At 68.0% G+C, this 18,972-nt stretch carries 16 protein-coding genes; 9 read left to right on the top strand and 7 right to left on the bottom strand.

All coding sequences use genetic code 11. The annotated features are described in order from the left end of the window. Positions 1-488 precede the first annotated feature (488 nt). Together HFP89_RS01030 and HFP89_RS01025 are read right to left on the bottom strand one after the other, a co-directional pair. The gene (locus tag HFP89_RS01030) at positions 489-1,052 is read right to left on the bottom strand and encodes a glutathione S-transferase family protein (protein ID WP_168715776.1); all 564 of its coding nucleotides are present in this window, start codon (positions 1,050-1,052) and stop codon (positions 489-491) included. A gap of 49 nt (positions 1,053-1,101) precedes the next feature. Then, positions 1,102-3,087: a DEAD/DEAH box helicase gene (locus tag HFP89_RS01025; RefSeq protein WP_168715775.1), complete on the bottom strand. Its 1,986-nt coding sequence runs from the start codon at positions 3,085-3,087 to the stop codon at positions 1,102-1,104. A 189-nt stretch (positions 3,088-3,276) separates the two neighbouring features. Between HFP89_RS01025 and HFP89_RS01020 the strand changes: the two genes are divergently transcribed. The 7 genes from HFP89_RS01020 to HFP89_RS00990 all read left to right on the top strand — a co-directional run bounded on the left by HFP89_RS01020 (position 3,277) and on the right by HFP89_RS00990 (position 10,781). After that, positions 3,277-4,884: a carboxyl transferase domain-containing protein gene (locus HFP89_RS01020; protein WP_168715774.1), complete on the top strand. Its 1,608-nt coding sequence runs from the start codon at positions 3,277-3,279 to the stop codon at positions 4,882-4,884. Between the two features lie 10 nt (positions 4,885-4,894). Next, positions 4,895-5,683 carry an enoyl-CoA hydratase-related protein gene (locus HFP89_RS01015; protein ID WP_206212165.1) on the top strand — a complete coding sequence of 263 codons (789 nt, stop codon included), beginning with the start codon at positions 4,895-4,897 and terminating at the stop codon, positions 5,681-5,683. After that, positions 5,680-7,656 (top strand): biotin carboxylase N-terminal domain-containing protein, encoded by a 1,977-nt coding sequence (locus HFP89_RS01010; RefSeq protein ID WP_206212164.1) that lies wholly within the window; start codon positions 5,680-5,682, stop codon positions 7,654-7,656. Before HFP89_RS01015 ends, HFP89_RS01010 begins: the two co-directional genes overlap by 4 nt. Before the next feature lie 95 nt (positions 7,657-7,751). Further along, positions 7,752-8,657, top strand: coding sequence for a hydroxymethylglutaryl-CoA lyase (locus HFP89_RS01005; RefSeq protein ID WP_168715773.1), 906 nt, complete (start codon positions 7,752-7,754; stop codon positions 8,655-8,657). Positions 8,658-8,692: 35 nt separating this feature from the next. Beyond that, positions 8,693-9,463 (top strand): SDR family NAD(P)-dependent oxidoreductase, encoded by a 771-nt coding sequence (locus HFP89_RS01000; RefSeq protein WP_168715772.1) that lies wholly within the window; start codon positions 8,693-8,695, stop codon positions 9,461-9,463. Further along, positions 9,463-9,867 carry a hypothetical protein gene (locus HFP89_RS00995; protein WP_168715771.1) on the top strand — a complete coding sequence of 135 codons (405 nt, stop codon included), beginning with the start codon at positions 9,463-9,465 and terminating at the stop codon, positions 9,865-9,867. The genes HFP89_RS01000 and HFP89_RS00995 overlap by 1 nt, the downstream gene beginning before the upstream one ends. 86 nt (positions 9,868-9,953) lie before the next feature. Further along, positions 9,954-10,781 (top strand): mechanosensitive ion channel domain-containing protein, encoded by an 828-nt coding sequence (locus HFP89_RS00990; protein WP_168715770.1) that lies wholly within the window; start codon positions 9,954-9,956, stop codon positions 10,779-10,781. Between the two features lie 10 nt (positions 10,782-10,791). Here the strand turns inward: HFP89_RS00990 and HFP89_RS00985 are convergent, their stop codons facing one another. Together HFP89_RS00985 and HFP89_RS00980 are read right to left on the bottom strand one after the other, a co-directional pair. Further along, entirely contained in the window at positions 10,792-11,169 is a 378-nt protein-coding gene (locus HFP89_RS00985) for a methylated-DNA--[protein]-cysteine S-methyltransferase (RefSeq protein WP_346775172.1), read from the bottom strand. Continuing rightward, positions 11,135-11,887, bottom strand: coding sequence for an RNA methyltransferase (locus HFP89_RS00980; protein ID WP_168715768.1), 753 nt, complete (start codon positions 11,885-11,887; stop codon positions 11,135-11,137). The genes HFP89_RS00985 and HFP89_RS00980 overlap by 35 nt, the downstream gene beginning before the upstream one ends. A 146-nt stretch (positions 11,888-12,033) precedes the next feature. On the opposite strand from HFP89_RS00980, the gene HFP89_RS00975 reads away from it, so the two are divergent. Beyond that, the gene (locus HFP89_RS00975) at positions 12,034-12,861 is read left to right on the top strand and encodes an inositol monophosphatase family protein (protein ID WP_168715767.1); all 828 of its coding nucleotides are present in this window, start codon (positions 12,034-12,036) and stop codon (positions 12,859-12,861) included. A 166-nt stretch (positions 12,862-13,027) separates the two neighbouring features. Further along, positions 13,028-13,858 (top strand): HD domain-containing phosphohydrolase, encoded by an 831-nt coding sequence (locus tag HFP89_RS00970; RefSeq protein WP_168715766.1) that lies wholly within the window; start codon positions 13,028-13,030, stop codon positions 13,856-13,858. On the opposite strand, the gene HFP89_RS00965 is transcribed toward HFP89_RS00970, so the two are convergent. Genes HFP89_RS00965 through HFP89_RS00955 form a run of 3 tightly spaced genes read right to left on the bottom strand, consistent with a single transcriptional unit; the run spans position 13,846 to position 18,926 of the window. Further along, positions 13,846-15,417 (bottom strand): hypothetical protein, encoded by a 1,572-nt coding sequence (locus tag HFP89_RS00965; protein WP_168715765.1) that lies wholly within the window; start codon positions 15,415-15,417, stop codon positions 13,846-13,848. The two genes, HFP89_RS00970 and HFP89_RS00965, sit on opposite strands and share 13 nt — an antisense overlap. 10 nt (positions 15,418-15,427) lie before the next feature. Next, positions 15,428-16,243, bottom strand: a complete 816-nt coding sequence (locus HFP89_RS00960; RefSeq protein ID WP_168715764.1) for an outer membrane lipoprotein-sorting protein — start codon at positions 16,241-16,243, stop codon at positions 15,428-15,430. A 1-nt stretch (position 16,244) separates the two neighbouring features. Further along, positions 16,245-18,926: an efflux RND transporter permease subunit gene (locus HFP89_RS00955; RefSeq protein WP_168715763.1), complete on the bottom strand. Its 2,682-nt coding sequence runs from the start codon at positions 18,924-18,926 to the stop codon at positions 16,245-16,247. Positions 18,927-18,972 lie beyond the last annotated feature (46 nt).

Raw genomic sequence — 18,972 nt, 5'->3', positions numbered from 1 at the left:
TTCGACCACTCTGCCACCTCTCCGAAACTCGAATTGTAAGGACCAGGCTGCCCTGATCGGCGGTCCGTTGGACCGCGAGACCGCCGCATGGACTGCGCACCTTCGGTGCTTGCCCTCCGCTGACGCTCCGGGTGGCTTCAACCGCTTCGCGGTCTTCGCATCGAGCTCGCTTCGCTCGGTTCGACCACTCTGCCACCTCTCCGAAACTCGAACTGCAAGGACCAGGCTGCCCTGATCGGCGGTCCGTTGGACCGCGAGACCGCCGCATGGACTGCGCACCTTCGGTGCTTGCCCTCCGCTGACGCTCGACCCGGTGTCCGTCCGAATCAAGCCGCGCATTATAACGAAATCGAGGCACGTCAGGCATCCGCTCGAGCACACCGGGAATCCCCTTGCCGTCACAGCAGCGGGAGCGAACGGTCTCGCGGAAGGGCAGGCTGCTTGCGGGATCGGCGCCTTCGGCAATCGAGCAAGAATCCGCTGCCGGACTATCGGCCTGGGAGACCGGGGTGTGTTGCTGCGAATTCGGGCCGAGCGTCCCAGTGCTCCAGCACGCCGCCCAGCGTCCCGTACCCGGTGGGATCGGCCCGGTCGCGGAACATCGCCCAGCTCAGGAAGCACGCCAGCCGCAAGCCGTCGTCGCCGTCGAGCCCGACCGCCTGGAACCGAAGGTCCAGCGCCTCGAGGATGGTCCGGACCCGATCGCGCTGGCGGGCCAGATACGGAACGTCTTCCGGCCGCAGCCCGTCGCGCTCCAGCAGAAACAGATTCACGGCCGCGTCCATCGCGGTGTTGACCATCAGGTAGCGATCGAACGCGCCCGGGTCGGCGAGGAAAGGCCGGCCCTGGTGCTCCCGCACCCAGCGCAGGATGCTGGTCGAGTCGGTCAACCGCAGCCCGTCGATGTCCAGGAAGGGCACCCGCTGGGTCGGTGACTGCCGTGCGCTCTGCCCGTTATCGGTCTCGATGAACTCGAACGCGAGCCCCGCATCCCGCATCGCGATGCGACAGTGGCGAACGTAGGGCGAGGTGTAGCTTCCGTGGAGTTTCATCTGCGGCTGCTCTTCCGGACGAGTCCGGGCCCGGTGCATCGGCGCGACATCAACGCTTCTTGCGCTTGTCGAAGCGCGCCTTGCGCTCGGCGCGCGTTCGAGGTGGTCCTTTCGACGGAGTCCGCTTCTTCGGTGCCGTCGCCGGCTTCGATTCCTGCCCCGGCGCGTCGGCGCCGGAACCCCGCGCGCGCACGGGTTTCCCGACGCCCGGAGGTTTCCTGACGTTCTTGGCCGGCCCGCCCTTGCCGGGCGGTCTGCCCTTTCCTTTCGTCTTGTCGGAATCGAATCGCGATGGAGTGCGCACCGGTCGACCCGGCTCGGTCGACGGGGGCCCGCCGCGGCCGGGTGCACCACGATCGAGTCGAATGGCCAGCGGCGTCCCGGCGACCCGGACACCGCGCAGGTGCTCCAATACGTCCGGTGCGAGGTCGGCCGGAAGGTCGACCACGCTGAACTCCTGCTGGATATCGATCCTGCCGATCTGGCGGGCGTCGAGTCCGGCTTCGTTGGCGATCGCGCCGACGATGTTGCCCGGCTTCACCCCGTGGCGCGCCCCGACGTCGATTCGATAACCGACCAGCCCGCCGTCGCGACCGTCATGCCTAGGGTTGTCTCGATCGCCAGCAACGGACCCGGAAGGAGCGCGCCGGGGCGCACTGGACCCCGGCCGTGATCCGGTCGGCCGGTCCTCGAGGGTCGCCGGCGCGCGATCGACCCCGAGACGAGGCGAATCGCCCCGGGCCATCACGGCCAGCGCGGCGGCCAGGTCCTCGATCGGGGCCTCCAGCGAATCCAGCGCCTGCTGAACGAGTTCGCGCCCGACGTCGAGCTCGTCGCTGTCGAGTGCCGCGCGGATGCGCGCCTTGAACCGCAAGGCACGCTGTGCCTCGACATCGCCGAGCGTGGGCAGGCTCATCGCCTCGATCGGCTGTCGGGTGGCCCGTTCGATGGCCCGCAGCATGCCGCGTTCGCGCGGCGCGACGAACAGGATCGCCTCGCCGGACCGACCCGCGCGCCCCGTTCGCCCGATCCGGTGCACGTAGGCCTCGGTGTCATGCGGGATGTCGTAGTTGACCACGTGGCTGACCCGCTCGACGTCCAGGCCGCGTGCGGCAACATCGGTGGCCGCCAGGATGTCGATTTCGCCGCGCTTGAGGCGCTCGACGATCTGTTCGCGCTGCTTCTGCGGCACGTCGCCGTTCAGCGCCGCGGCGGAGAAGCCGCGGGCTTCCAGCCGCTGGGCCAGCTGTTCGGTGGCGACGCGCGTGCGCGCGAAGACGATCATGCCGTCGAATTCCTCCACTTCCAGGATCCGGGTCAGGGCATCGAGCTTGTGCAGGCCGCTGACGACCCAGTAGCGCTGCCTGATGTTGGCAGCGGTCGTCGTGCTCGAGCGGATCGTGATGTGCTCGGCTTCGCTCATGTGGCGCTCGGCGATCCGCCGGATCGGGTCGGGCATGGTGGCCGAGAACAGCGCCTTCTGGCAGCTCGCAGGGATTCGCTCCATGACATCGCGCACGTCGTCGATGAAGCCCATGCGCAGCATTTCGTCGGCTTCGTCCAGAACCAGGGTCCGGAGCCGGTCGATCTTCAAGGTGCCCTTGCCGAGGTGATCGATGATCCGCCCCGGCGTGCCGACCACCACGTCGGGGCCGCGGCGCAGGCCGTTGAGCTGGGGCGCGTAGGCCTGGCCACCGTAGATCGGCAGCACGTGGAAGCCCGGCAGGCCGCTGGCGTAACGGTGGAAGGCCTCGGCGACCTGGATCGCCAGCTCCCGGGTCGGCGCAAGCACCAGCGCGGACGGACGCGCGCCGCCTGCCTCCCGCCGGGCCAGGATCGGCAGCGCGAACGCCGCGGTCTTGCCGGTGCCGGTCTGGGCCTGGCCGAGTACGTCGCCACCGGCCAGCAGCGCCGGAATGGTCATGGCCTGGATCGGTGACGGTGCTTCGTAGCCCAGCTCGGTCAAGGTGGTCAGCAGGCTCGAGGGAAGCCCCAGCGCTTCGAAGGTCGGCACAACAGGATCGGGATCGGACATCGGTGGCTCCGCGAACAAGGCCGCCATCATACCGACTCGACGATGGTTCTCGGCTGTGCGGCTCGGCCGATTCCGCCGATCCGCGTCTGTCCGTGCATCCGGCCGGGGATTCGGACGCCGGCTCCGAGCAGGGTCCAGCGGGTACACTAGAGGGCGATTTCCAGCTCGCGCATCGAAGGCCCGGCCGCCATGCCCCGTATCGAATCGCAGATCAATCGGAAGGACCCGGACTTCGCTCGCCGTGCACAGCACCATCGCGAGTTGGCCCGGGATCTTCGGGAGCACCTGGAGCGCGCCGCGCTCGGTGGTTCGGAGCGGGCCAGAGAGAAGCACGTGGCCCGCGGCAAACTGCTGCCGCGCGATCGCGTGCGCACCCTGCTCGATCCCGGCAGCCCGTTTCTCGAGATCGCCCCGCTGGCCGCCCACGGGCTCTACGACGACGCGGCGCCGGCAGCCGGCGTGATTGCCGGCATCGGGCGCATCGCCGGCACCGAATGCATGGTGGTCGCCAACGACGCGACGGTCAAGGGTGGCACCTACTACCCGATGACGGTCAAGAAGCATCTGCGGGCCCAGGAGGTTGCGCTGGAAAATCACCTGCCCTGTATCTACCTGGTCGATTCCGGCGGCGCGTTCCTGCCGCTGCAGGACGAAGTCTTTCCCGACAAGGAGCATTTCGGGCGGATCTTCTACAACCAGGCCCGGCTTTCGTCACGGAACATCCCGCAGATCGCGGTGGTCATGGGCTCGTGCACCGCCGGGGGCGCGTACGTTCCGGCGATGTGCGACGAGGCGATCATCGTCAAGGAGCAGGGCACGATCTTTCTCGGCGGGCCGCCGCTGGTCAAGGCGGCGACCGGTGAGGAAGTCGACGCCGAAACGCTGGGCGGCGCAGACGTCCACACCCGCCTTTCCGGCGTGGCCGACCATTTCGCCGAGAACGATACCCATGCGCTGGCCATGGCACGCGAGATCGTCTCGCACCTGAACCGCCGCCGACCCGACGGACCCGGCCCGACGGAACCGCAGCCGCCGGCCTATCCGGTCGAGGACCTCTACGGCATCCTGCCCACCGACACGCGCTATCCGTTCGACGTCCGCGAGATCATCGCCCGGTTGGTCGACGGCTCGGAGTTCACCGAGTTCAAGGCCCGCTACGGCACCACGCTGGTCTGCGGTTTCGCCCGCCTCCACGGCATGCCGGTCGGCATCGTCGCCAACAACGGCATCCTGTTCTCGGAGTCGGCGCTGAAGGGCGCGCACTTCATCGAGTTGTGCAATCAGCGCGATATCCCATTGATTTTCCTGCAGAACATCACCGGCTTCATGGTCGGAAAGAAGTACGAGCAATCCGGCATTGCGCGCGACGGCGCAAAGATGGTGACCGCCGTGGCCTGCTCGCACGTGCCGAAGCTGACCGTGATCATCGGCGGCTCCTTCGGGGCCGGCAACTACGCCATGTGCGGTCGGGCCTACGGTGCGCGCTTCCTGTGGACCTGGCCCAACGCGCGGATTTCGGTGATGGGCGGCGAACAGGCGGCCAGCGTCCTGGCCACGGTCAAGCGCGATGGCCTGGAGCGGGCCGGAGAGCGCTGGAGCGAGGACGAGGAAGAAGCCTTCAAGGCGCCGATCCGCGACCAGTACGAGCACCAGGGCCACCCGTACTACGCCACCGCCCGACTGTGGGACGACGGCGTCATCGATCCGGCCGATACCCGGCGCGTGCTCGGCCTGGCGCTGGCCGCGTCGCTGAACGCGCCGATCGAAAAGGGGCGCTTCGGCGTCTTCCGGATGTGAGGCTGCAGCGATGCTGAACGAATCGAACGACCGGCGGGGCGTGGTCCGGCTGGCCCTGGATCGCCCCGAGGTCCATAACGCCTTCAACGCAGGACTGATCGACCGGCTGACCGAGCGCTTCGCCGAGCTGGCCGACAAGCCGCCGCGGGCGCTGGTCCTGACCGGCAGCGGCCGCTCGTTCTCGGCCGGTGCCGACCTGGGCTGGATGCGCTCGATGGCCGACGCCGACGAAGCCGCGAACCGCGCCGATGCGCAACGCCTGGCGGCGATGTTCCGGGCCCTGGACACCCTTCCCTGCCCGGTGATCGCACGCGTCCAGGGTCATGCCTTCGGCGGCGGCGTCGGCCTGGTGGCCTGCTGCGACATGGCCGTGGCCGCGACAAGTGCCCGGTTCGGTCTCACCGAAGTCCGGCTGGGCCTGGTCCCCGCAACCATCGCGCCGTTCGTCATCGCGCGCATCGGAACCACCCACGCCCGGCGCTGGTTCCTGACCGGGGAGCGCTTCGATGCGGCCGAAGCCCGGCGCATCGGCCTGGTCGACAGCGTGGTGGCCGATGCGTCGCTGGACGCAGCGATCGATGCGCGTCTCGACGCCCTGCTGGCCTGCGGGCCGAACGCCGTGGCCGAATGCAAGGCGTTGATCCGTCGGGTCGACGAATTCGACGGCGGAACGCACGAGCTCGATGCGATCACGGCGGAGTGGATCGCACGCCTTCGCATTTCCGAAGAGGGCCAGGCCGGCCTCCGCGCATTCCTCGACAAGCGCACTCCCGACTGGACCCGGAATCCCGACGCATGACACGAGCGCCCCTGTTCAAACGCATCCTGATCGCCAACCGCGGCGAGATCGCGTGCCGGATCATCGCGACCTGCCGCAGGCTCGGCATCGATACGGTCGCGGTCCACTCCGAAGCCGATCGCGGCGCCCGCCATGTCCGCCTGGCCGACCAGGCCATCGAGATCGGCCCGGCGGAGGCGGCGAAGTCCTACCTGGTCGCCGAGCGGATCATCGACGCGGCCAGGGCGACCGGCGCCGAGGCCGTGCATCCGGGCTATGGCTTCCTGTCGGAGAACGCCGACTTCGCCCGCGCGCTGGACTCGGCCGGAATCACATTGATCGGACCGCGACCGGAAACGATCGAGGCGATGGGTTCCAAGGCCCGCGCCAAGGCGCTGATGGAGAAGGCCGGCGTTCCGCTGGTCCCCGGCTACCACGGCGAAGACCAGGCCGAGGATGCGCTGATCGGCGAAGCCGAGCGGGTCGGCTTCCCGCTGATGCTCAAGGCCGCCGCCGGCGGCGGCGGCAAGGGCATGCGGGTCGTGCGTTCGGCCGGCGAGTTTCGCGATGCGCTCGCCGCCGCCTGCCGCGAGGCGCGCTCGGCCTTCGGCGACGACCGGATGATCCTGGAGCGCTACGTCGAGCATCCGCGCCATATCGAGGCCCAGGTGTTCGGCGACCGCTGCGGCAACATCGTTCACCTGTTCGAGCGCGACTGCTCCAGCCAGCGACGGCACCAGAAGGTCATCGAGGAGGCGCCGGCGCCCGATCTCGACCCGGCGCTGCGGGTCGAACTGCTCGAGGCCGCCGTTCGCGCGGCCCGGGCCGTCGACTACGTCGGCGCCGGCACGGTCGAATTCCTGGTCGATCGCCACGGCTTCTACTTTCTCGAAATGAACACCCGGCTGCAGGTCGAACACCCGGTCACCGAGTGCGTGACCGGGCAGGACCTGGTCGAGTGGCAACTCCGCGTGGCGGCCGGCCAGCCGTTGCCGCTGGCGCAGGACGAGATCACCTGCCGTGGGCACGCGATGGAAGCGAGAATCTATGCCGAGGACCCGGATGCCGGCTTCCTCCCCGAGTCGGGCCGGGTCGAGGCCCTGGACTGGCCGGCCGGCGACTGGATCCGGGTCGACCGCGGCATCGACGCCGGCGACGCGGTCAGCGTGCATTACGACCCGATGATCGCCAAGCTGATCGTGCACGGCGAGAATCGCACGGTCTGTCGGGCGCGGCTGCTCGAGGCACTGTCCGGGACCCGGGTCGCCGGGCTGACGACGAACCTCGGCTTCCTGCAGCAACTGGCGGCCGCCGAGGTGTTCCGGGATGCCGCGCTGGATACGGGGTACCTGGACCGCGACCTCGACGCCCTGCTCGACCGCGCTGCGATGCCGCCGACGGAAGTCGTCGCCGCGGCCGTCCTTGCCCTGCTGCCCGAATCGGACGCCGCGCCGTCGCCGTGGGGCCTCGGCGACGGCTGGCGGCTTGGCGAACCGGCACCGATCGCGCTGGACCTGGAAGTCGCAGGTACGCGGATTCCGCTGGAAGCCCGGGTCCTCGGTGCCGGTGCATATTCGATCGAGATCGATGGCCGGCAACACGCCTTCCGCGGGCAGATCGACCCCGCCGGCGCGGCCTCGGTCGCGATCGGCGATCGGACATGGCGCCTGCGCGTCCACCGCCATGGCGACGCGGTCGAGATCTGCGAGGCCGAGCGGCGCTGGGCCGTCCATCGCCGCGCCCGGTTCGAGGCCGCGGCCGGCGCCGCTGGCGGCAGCGGGCGATTGCTCGCACCGATGCCCGGCAAGGTGATCGACGTCCGGGTTTCGGCAGGCGATCGCGTCGAATCGGGCCAGACCGTCGCGCTGATGGAAGCCATGAAGATGGAGCTGTCGATCAAGGCCGAGGCCGCCGGTACGGTCGGCGAGGTCGCCGCCGCCGTCGGTGACCTGGTCGAAGCCGACGCGCTGCTGCTGCAGATCGAGCCCGACTGACTCGATCGCGCTCGTCGACAGCCGGTCGCCAACCGCTTCTCGCCGAACGGTAGAATGCCGTCTCTCCCTTCTTCCACTCCAGCAGGGCTGCATCGATGGCGCAAAACGACGTCAGGATCGTCGAGGTCGGCCCGCGCGACGGGCTCCAGGACGAGTCCCGTTATGTGCCGGTCGAAACCAAACTGAAGCTGATCCACCGGCTCGCCGACTGCGGCATCCCGGTGGTCGAGGCGACCAGCTTCGTGCATCCGCGCTGGGTGCCGCAGCTGGCCGACGCCGAGGAGCTGATGGCCGGTCTCGAGCGCCGGGACGGGACCCGCTATCCGGTGCTGGTGCCCAACGAGCGCGGCTACGACCGGGCCCGCGCGGCCGGCGCCACCGAGGTGGCGGTGTTCTCGGCCGCCTCCGAGGCGTTCAACCAGCGCAACATCAACTGCAGCATCGATGAGTCGTTCGAACGCTTCCGCCCGGTGCTCGAACGAGCGCGGCAGGACGGGGTCCGGGTTCGCGGCTACATTTCCTGCGTGCTGGGCTGCCCGTACCAGGGCGAAGTGCCGATCGCCGACGTGGTCCGGGTCGCCGAGGCGCTGCTCGAGGCGGGCTGTGCGGAGATCTCGCTGGGCGACACGATCGGCGTGGGTACGGCGGGCAAGGCACGCACGATGCTGAAGGCGGTGCTGGAGTCGGTCCCGGCCGAGCGGCTCGCGGTGCACTATCACGACACCTACGGCCAGGCGATCGCCAACATCCTGGTCTCGCTGGAGCTGGGCCTGCGCACCGTCGATTCCTCGGTGGCCGGCATCGGCGGCTGCCCCTACGCGCGTGGCGCGACCGGCAACGTGGCCACCGAGGACGTCGTCTACCTGATCGAGGGGCTGGGCCTGGATACCGGGGTCGACCTCGAGGCCCTGGCCGAGGTCGGGCGCTGGATCGCCGGCACCCTCGGCCGCCAGGGCAGCCGGGCCGGATCGGCGATCTACAACAAGAAGCACGCCGACTGATTCTTTTATTTTCAATCCGTTGAGGAGTAGTTCTGATGAAGTTTGAAGGCATCCGCGCGATCATCACCGGCGGAGTTTCCGGGCTCGGGTTCGGCGTGGCCGAGCATTTCGTCGCCCACGGCGCGAAGGTGACCCTGTTCGACCTCAACGAGGCGGCCGCCGAAGCCGCGCTGGACGCCCTGGGCCGGGACCATGCGCGTTTCGCGAAGGTCGATGTGAGCGACGAACAGGCGGTCCAGGCCGCCGTCGACGAAGCCGCCGACGCGATGGGCGGCCTCGAGGTCGCGGTCAACTGCGCCGGGATTCTCGGCGCCGGCCGGGTGCTCGGCCGCGAGGCGCCGATGCCGCTGGACCGGTTCCGCACCACCGTGATGGTCAACCTGGTCGGCAGCTTCAACGTCGCCAAGGCCGCGGCCTACCGGATGCAGCACAATCCGGCCAACGACGACGGCGAGCGCGGCGTGATCATCAACACCGCTTCGGTGGCGGCCTGGGAGGGCCAGATCGGCCAGGCGGCCTACTCGGCGTCAAAGGGCGGCGTGGTCGGCATGACGCTGCCGATGGCCCGCGAACTCACCCGCTTCGGCATCCGCGTGATGACCATCGCACCAGGCGTCTTCCACACCCCGATGGTCGACACCATGCCGGACGAGATCCAGCAGGCGCTGGCCGACTCGGTCCCGTTTCCGAAGCGGCTCGGCAAACCGGAAGAATTCGCCTCGCTGTGCCGCACCATCGTCGAGAACGCCTATTTCAACGGCTCGGCGATCCGGCTCGACGGCGCGATCCGGCTGGAGCCGAAGTAATGGATACCTTTGCCGAACTGGCCGAGCACGTCGAGGCCCGCTTCGATGTCGTTCACCGCGACAAGTTCATGCTCGGCGTCGAGCTGCAGACCGGCGGGCGCCGTCGGCAGAGCGTGTTCCTGGCCGAACTGAAGGACAGTGACGATCGCCGAATCCTGCGCCTGGAAACCACGGTCAGCCCGCTGGGTCACCACGACCCGGTCAAGGTGCTGCGCGTGAACCTGATGCTGCGCGGCGGCTACCTCGCGGTCGGCGACCTCGAGGGCGTACCGTTCCTGAAGCTCTGCGACAACCTCGATTTCCGCTATCTTTCCGTCCGGGCCCTGGAAGATCGGATCGAGCGACTGGGCAGTCTGGGCGACGTCATCGAGGACATGCTGACCCACGGTCACGACTATTTCTGACGCCGGACCGGAACCGGCCGGCCCGGTTTCCGTCTCCGGTCTGAACCGAACAGGGCCCGGGGCGGGCCGAACAAGGGAGAATCCGAATGGATGCGATCACCGAGTATCTGAACAATCTGGACACCGCCACGCTGCTGGCCTGGGCATGGAAGGTGCTGGCCGCGCTGCTGATCTTCGTCATCGGCCGCTGGGTGGCCAAGGCCGTCAGCGCGTTCCTGGCCCGGCTCATGCGCAAGCGCGGCATCGACGACATGCTGTCCAACTTCCTGTCGGCCATTCTCTACGCCATCCTGCTGGTCGCGGTCATCATCGCGGCGGTCAGCCAGCTCGGCATCCAGACCACCCCGCTGGTCGCGGTTCTCGGTGCGGCGGGCCTGGCGGTCGGCCTGGCGCTGCAGAATTCGCTGGGCAACTTTGCCAGCGGCGTGATGCTGGTGCTGTTCCGGCCGTTCACCAGGGGCGACTTCGTCGAGGCCGGTGGCACATCGGGCACGGTCGAGGAAGTCGGGATCTTCAACACCGTCCTGAACACCCCGGACAATCGCCGGATCATCGTACCCAACGGCCAGATCACCAGCGACAGCATCACCAACTACTCGGCCTACGACACGCGTCGGATCGACCTGATCATCGGGGTCGGCTACGGAGACGACCTGAAGATCGCGCGCGACACCATCGACCGCACGCTGCGCGCCCACGACAAGGTGCTCGAGGACCCGGAGCCGGCGATCCTGGTGATGGAGCTGGCCGACTCCAGCGTGAACTTCGCGGTCCGCCCGTGGGTGCTGTCGAGTGATTACTGGGTGGTACGCGGCGAGCTGCTGGAAGCGATCAAGGCCGAACTCGAGGCCGCCGGCTGCGAAATCCCCTTTCCGCAGCGCGACGTGCACCTGCACCAGGCAGAGTCGGACTGACTCGATCCGCTCATGCGGGGTCGCCCGGCGGCCCCCAGAGCATCCGGTCCAGCGCCTGCTCGGGGCTGTAGCGCTCCAGGTCGATCCGGTCCTCGACGAATTCCACGCCTTCGGATTCGAGCTTCTCGCGCTGGACTCGATAGGGCCCGGAACCCGGCTTGAAGCTGATCGCGCCCTGGGCGTTGACCACCCGGTGCCACGGCAGCGCCATCGATTTCGGTGCCCGGCCCAGCGCCCGACCGACCAGCCGGGCCCGACCGGGCATTCCGGCCAGCCGGGCGACTTCACCGTAATTCAGCACGCTGCCCGACGGAATACCGGCGACCACCGTCCAGATCCGGCGATAGCGGTCGTCATTCTCGATCGGCGTCGCGTTCGTTCCGGTCACGGTGGCGGGCGGTGGCGAGGGTGCGCGAGAGCATACCATTGAGCATGTTCAGCTCATCGTCATCGGGCCGCGCCCGCATGAACACCCGACGAAGTCGACGATGCAGCATCTCGTCCTGCCCCGGCGTACTGAACCGGATCGCCCGCAGCGTGGCCTCCAGCCGCTGGAAGAACACCGCCAGGCGTTCGGCCGTCGCCGGCGGCCGGGCCGATCGCTCGGGTTCGACCCGGCCCTCGCGCATCGCCAGGTGGACTTCGTAGGCGAGAATCTGAACCGCCTGGGCCAGGTTCAACGACGTGTAGTCCGGGCCGGTGGGAATCTGGACCAGCGCGTGGCATCGGTCCATGGCGGCGTTGTCGAGCCCCGATCGCTCGCAGCCGAACAGCACCGCCACCGGACCCGGCTGCTCCAGCGCCCGGGACGCGGCTTCGCGTGGTTCCAGCAAGGGCTGCTCGACGTGCTTGGCCCGGTGGCTGGTTCCGATCACCCAGACGCATCCGGCCAGCGCATCGTCCAGTGCAGCGTGAACGGACGCTCGGTGCAGGACGTCGTCGGCGCTGGACGCCCGCGCGGTGGCTTCGGCACTGGGAAACTGCGCGGGCGCGACCAGGTGAAGATCGGACAGCCCCATCACCTTCATCGCCCGTGCCGCGGCACCGATGTTGCCGGGGTGGGAGGGGTGATCGAGGACGAAACGGATCGGGGCTGGACCGTCCATGTGCGGAGTCCGGGAAAGCTCCGGACCAGTGTACTCGGACGGGCCGATGTCGGTGCAGGATCGACCCGCGCCGACCCGGCGCCGGATCGCCGAAACGCTGCCTTCTGGTATGCTTGCAGGCTTGCTTTCGCAGAGAAACGAATCCGTTGACGCATCCGTTCCTGAATACCGCGATCGAAGCCGCCCACAAGGCCGGCGACCTGCTGATGAAGTACCGCGACCGGGTCGACTCGATCCCGGTCGAGCGCAAGGCGCGCGGTGACTATGCCAGCGAAATCGACCGGGCCTGCGAGGCCACGATCCGCAACGAGCTGCAGCGTCGTTACGGCGATCATGCGATCGTCGGGGAAGAGGACGGCAGGAGCGGCGACAGTGACCATGTCTGGCTGATCGATCCGATCGACGGCACAAGCAACTATCTGCGCGGCATTCCTCACTACGCGATCTCGATCGCGCTGGTCGTCAAGGGGCGGGTCGAGCACGGCGTGGTCTACGATCCGACGCGCGACGAGCTGTTTGCCGCCAGTCGGGGTCAGGGCGCGACCCTGAACAACCGGCGGATCCGGGTCTCCGGCCGGGCCCAGCTGTCCGGTGCGATTCTCGGCGCCGCGTTCCCGTTCCGGCAGCGCCGCCTGATGCCGGCCTACTCGGCCATGTTCGACGCCCTGTTCGAGCAGGCCGAGGACGTCCGGCGGGCCGGCGCGGCATCGCTGGACCTGGCCTACGTGGCCTGCGGACGCCTCGACGGGTACTGGGAACTGGCCCTGAAACCGTGGGACGTGGCCGCCGGCGCGCTGCTGGTGCAGGAAGCGGGCGGTGTGGTGATGGACATCGCCGGCGGTGATCGCTGGCTGCAGTCCGGGCACATTCTTGCCGCCCCGTTCAAGCTGATCACGCCGATGCGCCGCGCTATCGAGCCGCACCTGACCGACGGCATCCGGGCCCGCCTGGCCGGCGAGACCGAACGAAGCTGAACCCGGTCGCCGGCTGCCGTTCATCGAGCGGCCGGCCGCTCTCGCCGCCCGGCATCGAATCCCGCATCGAAGCCCGTTGCCGATCACGATTGCGCTCCGTTCGCCGAGCCGGTACCGTGGTGTCCTGACCATGGCCGCCCGCAGGACGGGCCGGAATCGGATCTCCATGCGTTTCCTCGCTCGCGCCGAACTCCGGATCGTCCTGATCTATGCCGCGGTCGGCGGGTTGTGGATCTGGCTGTCCGACGGTGCGATCGAAAGCATGTTCGGCACGACCGAGGCCATCACGCGCGCGCAGAATCTCAAGGGCTGGTTCTTCATCGCGATTACCTCCTTGCTGCTGTACGGCCTGATCCGTGCGCATTTCCGGGCGCTCGACGAACGACATCGGGCGCTCCGGGAGAGCTACCACCAGACCATCCGCGGCTGGATCCGGGTCATGGACCTGCGCCACGAAGAAACGCGCGACCATACCGAGCGCGTCGCCGCGATGACGGTGGCCTTCGCCCGCGCCGCCGGGGTCGACGAGAGCGAACTGGACCGGTTGTGGCGCGGCGCGCTGCTTCATGACATCGGCAAGATCGGCATTCCCGACCAGATCCTCATCAAGCCCGGAAAACTCGATGACGAGGACTGGCGCGTGATGCGCACCCATCCGGAAATCGGCCGGCGGATCCTCTCGGAGATCGAGTTTCTCGAACCCTCGACCGATATCCCGTGGTGCCACCACGAGAAATGGGACGGCACCGGCTACCCGCGCGGGCTTTCCGGCACGGCGATTCCGCGCGATGCCCGGCTGTTCGCCATCATCGACGTCTGGGACGCGCTCAGCCACGACCGCGTCTACAAGCAGGCCTGGCCGGAAGAAAAGGTGCTCGACTACATTCGCGAACAGGCCGGGCGGCACTTCGACCCCGCGCTGGTCGACGTCTTTCTGGACCACTATCCGGAGATCCGCGCCGCCGGACGGTCCGAGCAGGTCGCTCAGAACCCGTAGCGCACGCCGAGATAGGCGTTGGAGTTGGTCTCGAACTGGCCGAAGAAGCTGTCGCGATTCCGTCCTTCGAAGGCGTTGAACCCGGCCGAGAGCGTCCAGCGATCGGTCGGCTTCCAGGACCACGCCCCCCGGAGGTAGGCATCCCGGTCCGACGGCGAGGCGAACACGAAGGCCGACCAGGTCACGTTCTGGCCGTGCGTCAACCAGGTCAGCCGACCGGTCAGCAATTGCCGGTGGCGATCCGGTGGTCGGCCGACGCCGTCCGGCCAGCTGGCCAGCAGCGCGGAATGATCCGCGGTCCGCTCGACGTAGTACTGAAGACCGAGCGACAGGTTCGCGACCAGCTCCTGATCCCAGCCGATCAGCAGGCGCTGCTCGCTGTTCGGCGTGAACGGATCGCGGCCCCGGTCGTCGTCGCGCGAATCGTAGGCCGCGAATTCCGTCGACAGCACGCCCCGGCCAAGCGTGCCGCGCGCGCTGGCGCCCCAGACGTCCAGCCGCGGAAAACGCGGCCGGCCGGTAACCGGATCGAACCCCTCGGGGCTCTTCCAGAAACCGCGGTAGCCGTAGGCGGCCAGTTCCCAGCCGCCCAGCAGTCGGTAGACCCGGACCGCCCATTCGTCGTCGTCGAACCAGCCGTCGGGCACGACCGGGTCGAACGGTACGCTTGCACCCACCACGGCGCCGAATCGCGGATCGAAGTAGGACAGGCGCCGAGGGTCGAGGAAGCGGTCGGCGTCGAAGCGCGGGGTATAGACGACGTCGAGGTTGAATGCCGGAAGGAAGAACGCGGCCCGGAGCGCATCCGAGGGCGCCTTGAGGTACTCGACATCGCGGCCGACGAAGAAGGAGTTCCAGTCCTTCGGAAACAGGTCGTTGAGAAACAGCAGGTCGCCGACGCCCCAGGTCAGCACCTGGCGCCCGGCCCGCAGGTCCATGCGCTCGCCGATCGGCAGCCCGACAAAGGCCTCGCGCAGGTCGAGCACGCCCTGCCCCCTCTCCAGGTCCAGGCCCTGCTGCGCTGCGACCTCGTCGTAGACCAGGTCGGCGGTGATCCGCAGCAGCGCCTGGCCCAGGGAATGATCGCGGGAGAGCTGCAAGCGGGTTTCCAGCAGCGAGGTCCGGCGCTGGTCGGCGTCGTCGCGCAGGCGCGTGCCGTAGCGCAGGTCCCAGAAGCCGGTCCAGCCGCGCGCCCAGCTCGGCCGATCGAGCGCGGCAGCCGCGGCGTCCGGTTCGTTGGCCGGCTCGCCGCCGAGCCCGGTCGGCAGCGACGGTTCGGACGGCGGTGGTTCGGTCGATGGCTGCGGGCCGCCCAAGCCGGCCGGCAGGGCCGGGGCCGTGGAATCGCGTTCGGCGTCGTCCCGGCGCTCCTCCAGCCCGGACGGCAGCGGTGGCTCGTCGGGCTCGACCGGTTCCGGCGACAGGCCGGCCGGCAGCGGCGGCGCATCGCGGGAGGCGGACTCCGCGTCCGGCTCGGCCGGTGGTTCGACGCCCAGCGCAAGACCGGCCGACAGCAGGCCGGCCAGCAACACGCACCTCCGGAGTCTGCCGAGGGTCATCGATCGCGGCTCAGCGCAGGTGCTCACGCGGCGCGCTGCGCAGGTAGCGTTCGCTGAAGATATCGTCCGGCAGCCCGACGTCGTACTCGACGCTGAGATAGTCCATCACCGTGGTCGAGCCGGTTTCCAGCGACTCCATCTGCGAGCGCGTCACGGTCGGGTAACCGTCGATGGTCTCGACCTCCAGCGCCGTGGCCTCGCGGTACTTCTCGCCGCCTTCCTTGTAGAAGCTGATCCGCACCGGGATGAAGCTGTCGATGTGGATGTAGCTCTCGTAGTAGGCGAACTCGACGTCGGACGGATCCTTCGGCGTCGAACGGACCACGTAGTAGCTGTCCGTGGTCTCGAGCAGTTCGTGGCGATCGAGATCGATCGAGCGGCCCGACACGTCTTCGTAGAAGAAGTCCGAGCCGACGAAACTGTTGCGCTTGTCGGTTGCCGCGATCCTTCGCACCAGGTCCAGCGACGGCAGGTACAGCCAGCGATCGTCGTCGGCATCGAGCTGCTTCCAGACCATGAACACGGTCCGGTTCAGGTCCGAGGGGCGCTGGAAGTAGACATAGTATTTCTGCTCGCTCCAGTACGCGTTGTCCTCCAGCGAATCGGTGTCGGCAGCGTCGCGCCGGAGGATGGTCATGCGGCGCTCGCGCGCCCGGCCCTGCCGGTCGGTGATGGTCATCTGGACCTGGGCCCGGCCGTCCTTGCCCTGGTAGTAGGCCACCAGGTTGGCGTTGTGGACGATTTCGTCGACCGACGGCGGTTGCTGGGCCCCGGCGATCGCCAGCGACAGCAGCAGCGTGAGTGCGAACAGGATTCGAAGCGTCATGTCAGGCCTCCTTGGCCAGCCGCCGGAACAGCGGCTTTTCCAGCGTGGTGATCAGGGCCGGCAACAGCACCAGCGTGATGATACCGGCGGCGAAGATGATCGAGGCGATGAAGATCCCGACCGTCTGGTAGGGCACCAGCGGGGCGGCCAGCAGCGGCAGGAACCCGGCGCCCAGGATGATGACGTTGCGACTGATCGCGCGGGCCGGTTCGCCGAACACCTCGCGGGCCGTCTCGGTCCAGCTGCGGTTGTGCCGGTAGACCTGCCGTGCGCGGGTCAGGAAATGGATCGCGAAGTCCACCGCCAGGCCCAGGCTCAACGAGCTCAATACCGCGACCGGCATGTCGTAATCCTTGCCGATCAGGCCGATCACACCATAGATCAGCGCCACCGTGATGGTCAGCGGGACCATCGCCAGCAGACCCCACAGGAACGAGCGGAACAGCAGCGTCATCATGGTCAGCACGACCAGGAACGAACCCATGAACGACCACAGCATGCCGTTGACCATCTTTTCCTGCCAGACGACGTTGATGTAGGTCAGGCCGAACCAGTCGGCCTCGATTCCCACCGGCGGCGGGTTCTCGGCCAGGAAGGCATCGAGCGTCGAGATCACCTGCTCCATGTCCTGGTTGTCGCCGCTGGTCATCTGGATCCACAGGCTGGTCTTTCGGTAGTCGGGCGTGACGAAGCGCCACAGATCCTGCGGCCGGTGGCTGTTCTGATAGGTCATCAAGGTCTGGGCCACGGTCGCGGCGCGATCCGGAATCCTGAACTCGTCCTCGCCACCGCCGAGCAGCTCGCGATGGACCACCCGCACGATGTCCGGCAGGCCGTTGACCTTGCCGACCCGCGGGTCTTCGAGCAGGCCGTTCTGCAGCTCGATCATCCACTCCAGGATCTCGGGCTGCTTGAAGGTTTCCAGTCGGCTGCGCTGTGCATCGACCACCAACCACGCATCGTCCCAGGTGAACGGATCGTCGCTGGCATCGGCACTCGACTGGATCGCGTCCTGCAATTCGCTGAAGTAGGTCGCGGCATCGTCGGCATCGACCGAGCCGGCCCGCTCGGCCGCCTGTTCGAAGATCGCGGCGCGCTCGGCGAGCCCGCGATCGGCCAGCGCCTCGGCCTCGTCACCGAGCGCGCTCGCCACCTCGGCGGACAGGGTTTCGAGCGAGCCGGTCGAGGTGTCGTGCAACTCGAGGTAGGCGGTGTAGGTACCGGCGAAATGCGCGTTGAGCACGCGGTCGGCGACCCGGATCGGGTGATCGGCATCGAACCACTTGATCGGATTGTCGTTGATCCGGATCTGGGTGATGCCGAAGGCCGCGATCGAAACCAGCGCGACGGCGCCGAACAGCACCGCGACGCGGCCGCGCATCGCTCCGCGGCCGGTGGCGTGCAAGGTTCGGCCGAGCAGCGTGCGGCTGCCGGCGTCGTCGCCTTCGTCGTGGCCGAACGCCGCCAGTCGTTTTTCCGGGATCATCATGAAGAAGGCCGGTACGAACAGGATCGACCACAGCCAGGCCAGCAGCACGCCGACGGCCACGAACACGCCGAACACCTGCACCGGCGGAATCGGAGTCAGCGCCAGCGACAGGAAGCCGGCGGTGGTCGTCAACGACGTGAACAGCATCGGCCGGAACAGGCTCTTCATCACGTGCTCGATGGTCTTGCGCCGGTCGTTGAACTTCCGATAGGTATCGAAGGCCTCCGACAGGATATGGACCGAATCCAGCACGGCGATCGGCATCACGAAGATCGGAATCATCGAGCTCATGATGTGGATGGTGTTGCCGGTCGCGATCAACAGCGCCATGGTCGAAAGCGAACTGACCATGGCCACGATCATCGGCGAAATCACCAGCACGAGATTGCGGAAGAACCACCACATCAGGATGAAGATGACCAGCATCGCCAGCGGGGCCGAAACGGCCATCTGGTAGAACATCTCGACGCCGAAGGTATCTTCTGCCACCGGCAGTCCGGTGATGTGGACCTGGTCGTCGGCCGGCCAGTCGGCAGTGAACTCCTGCACCGCTTCACGGACGTTCCAGGAAAAGTCCTTGTGGGTCAACGGAACATAGATTGCCAGCGCGCTTCCATCGCCGGCCACCATGGTGTCGCGCAGCATCGGGATCCGCATCGCGCGCTCGCGGATCTCACGCGCGGCTTCCGCGGTGACCGGCGGCGTCTCCATGAGCCACGAGAACGCGACCTGGCCCGGACCATCCTGGCGGATGTCATCGACCGTGCCCGGCGCGATCACGTCCACGGCCACCACGCCCCGGTACTCGCCCGGCTCGGCCTTCGGGTCGCTCAGGCCCTGGACGAACTCGGTCAAGGCGTCGATCCGCGCCAGGCTATCGGGATTGAACACGCCGTCGGGATGACTCTCGTTGACGATGCCGATGACGACGAGATCGTAGAGGTTGAACTCGTCCTTGGCCTCGTCGTGGAACACCCGGACCGGCTCGTCGTGGGCCAGCATGTTTTCCGGATCCGTATCGATCGTGGCAGGATGCAGCGCAGAGAAGGTCTGCGGCCAGATGCTGGGCAGCGCGGCCACGGCCGCCAGCAGGACCAGCGAGGCGACCATCAGCAGAGTGATCGCGCCCGGTCGGCCGGTCGCCAGAGTGGTGGTTCGATCCGCAAGACGGTCGATCAGCGCGGGTCTGGACATGAATTCTCCTCGAAAGATCGGATCCCGAGAGCGGCCACGATTCAGC

It is taken from the genome of Wenzhouxiangella sp. XN79A (genome assembly GCF_012272825.1).
GTDB lineage: Bacteria > Pseudomonadota > Gammaproteobacteria > Xanthomonadales > Wenzhouxiangellaceae.
This window is presented reverse-complemented; position numbering and strand designations above follow the sequence as displayed.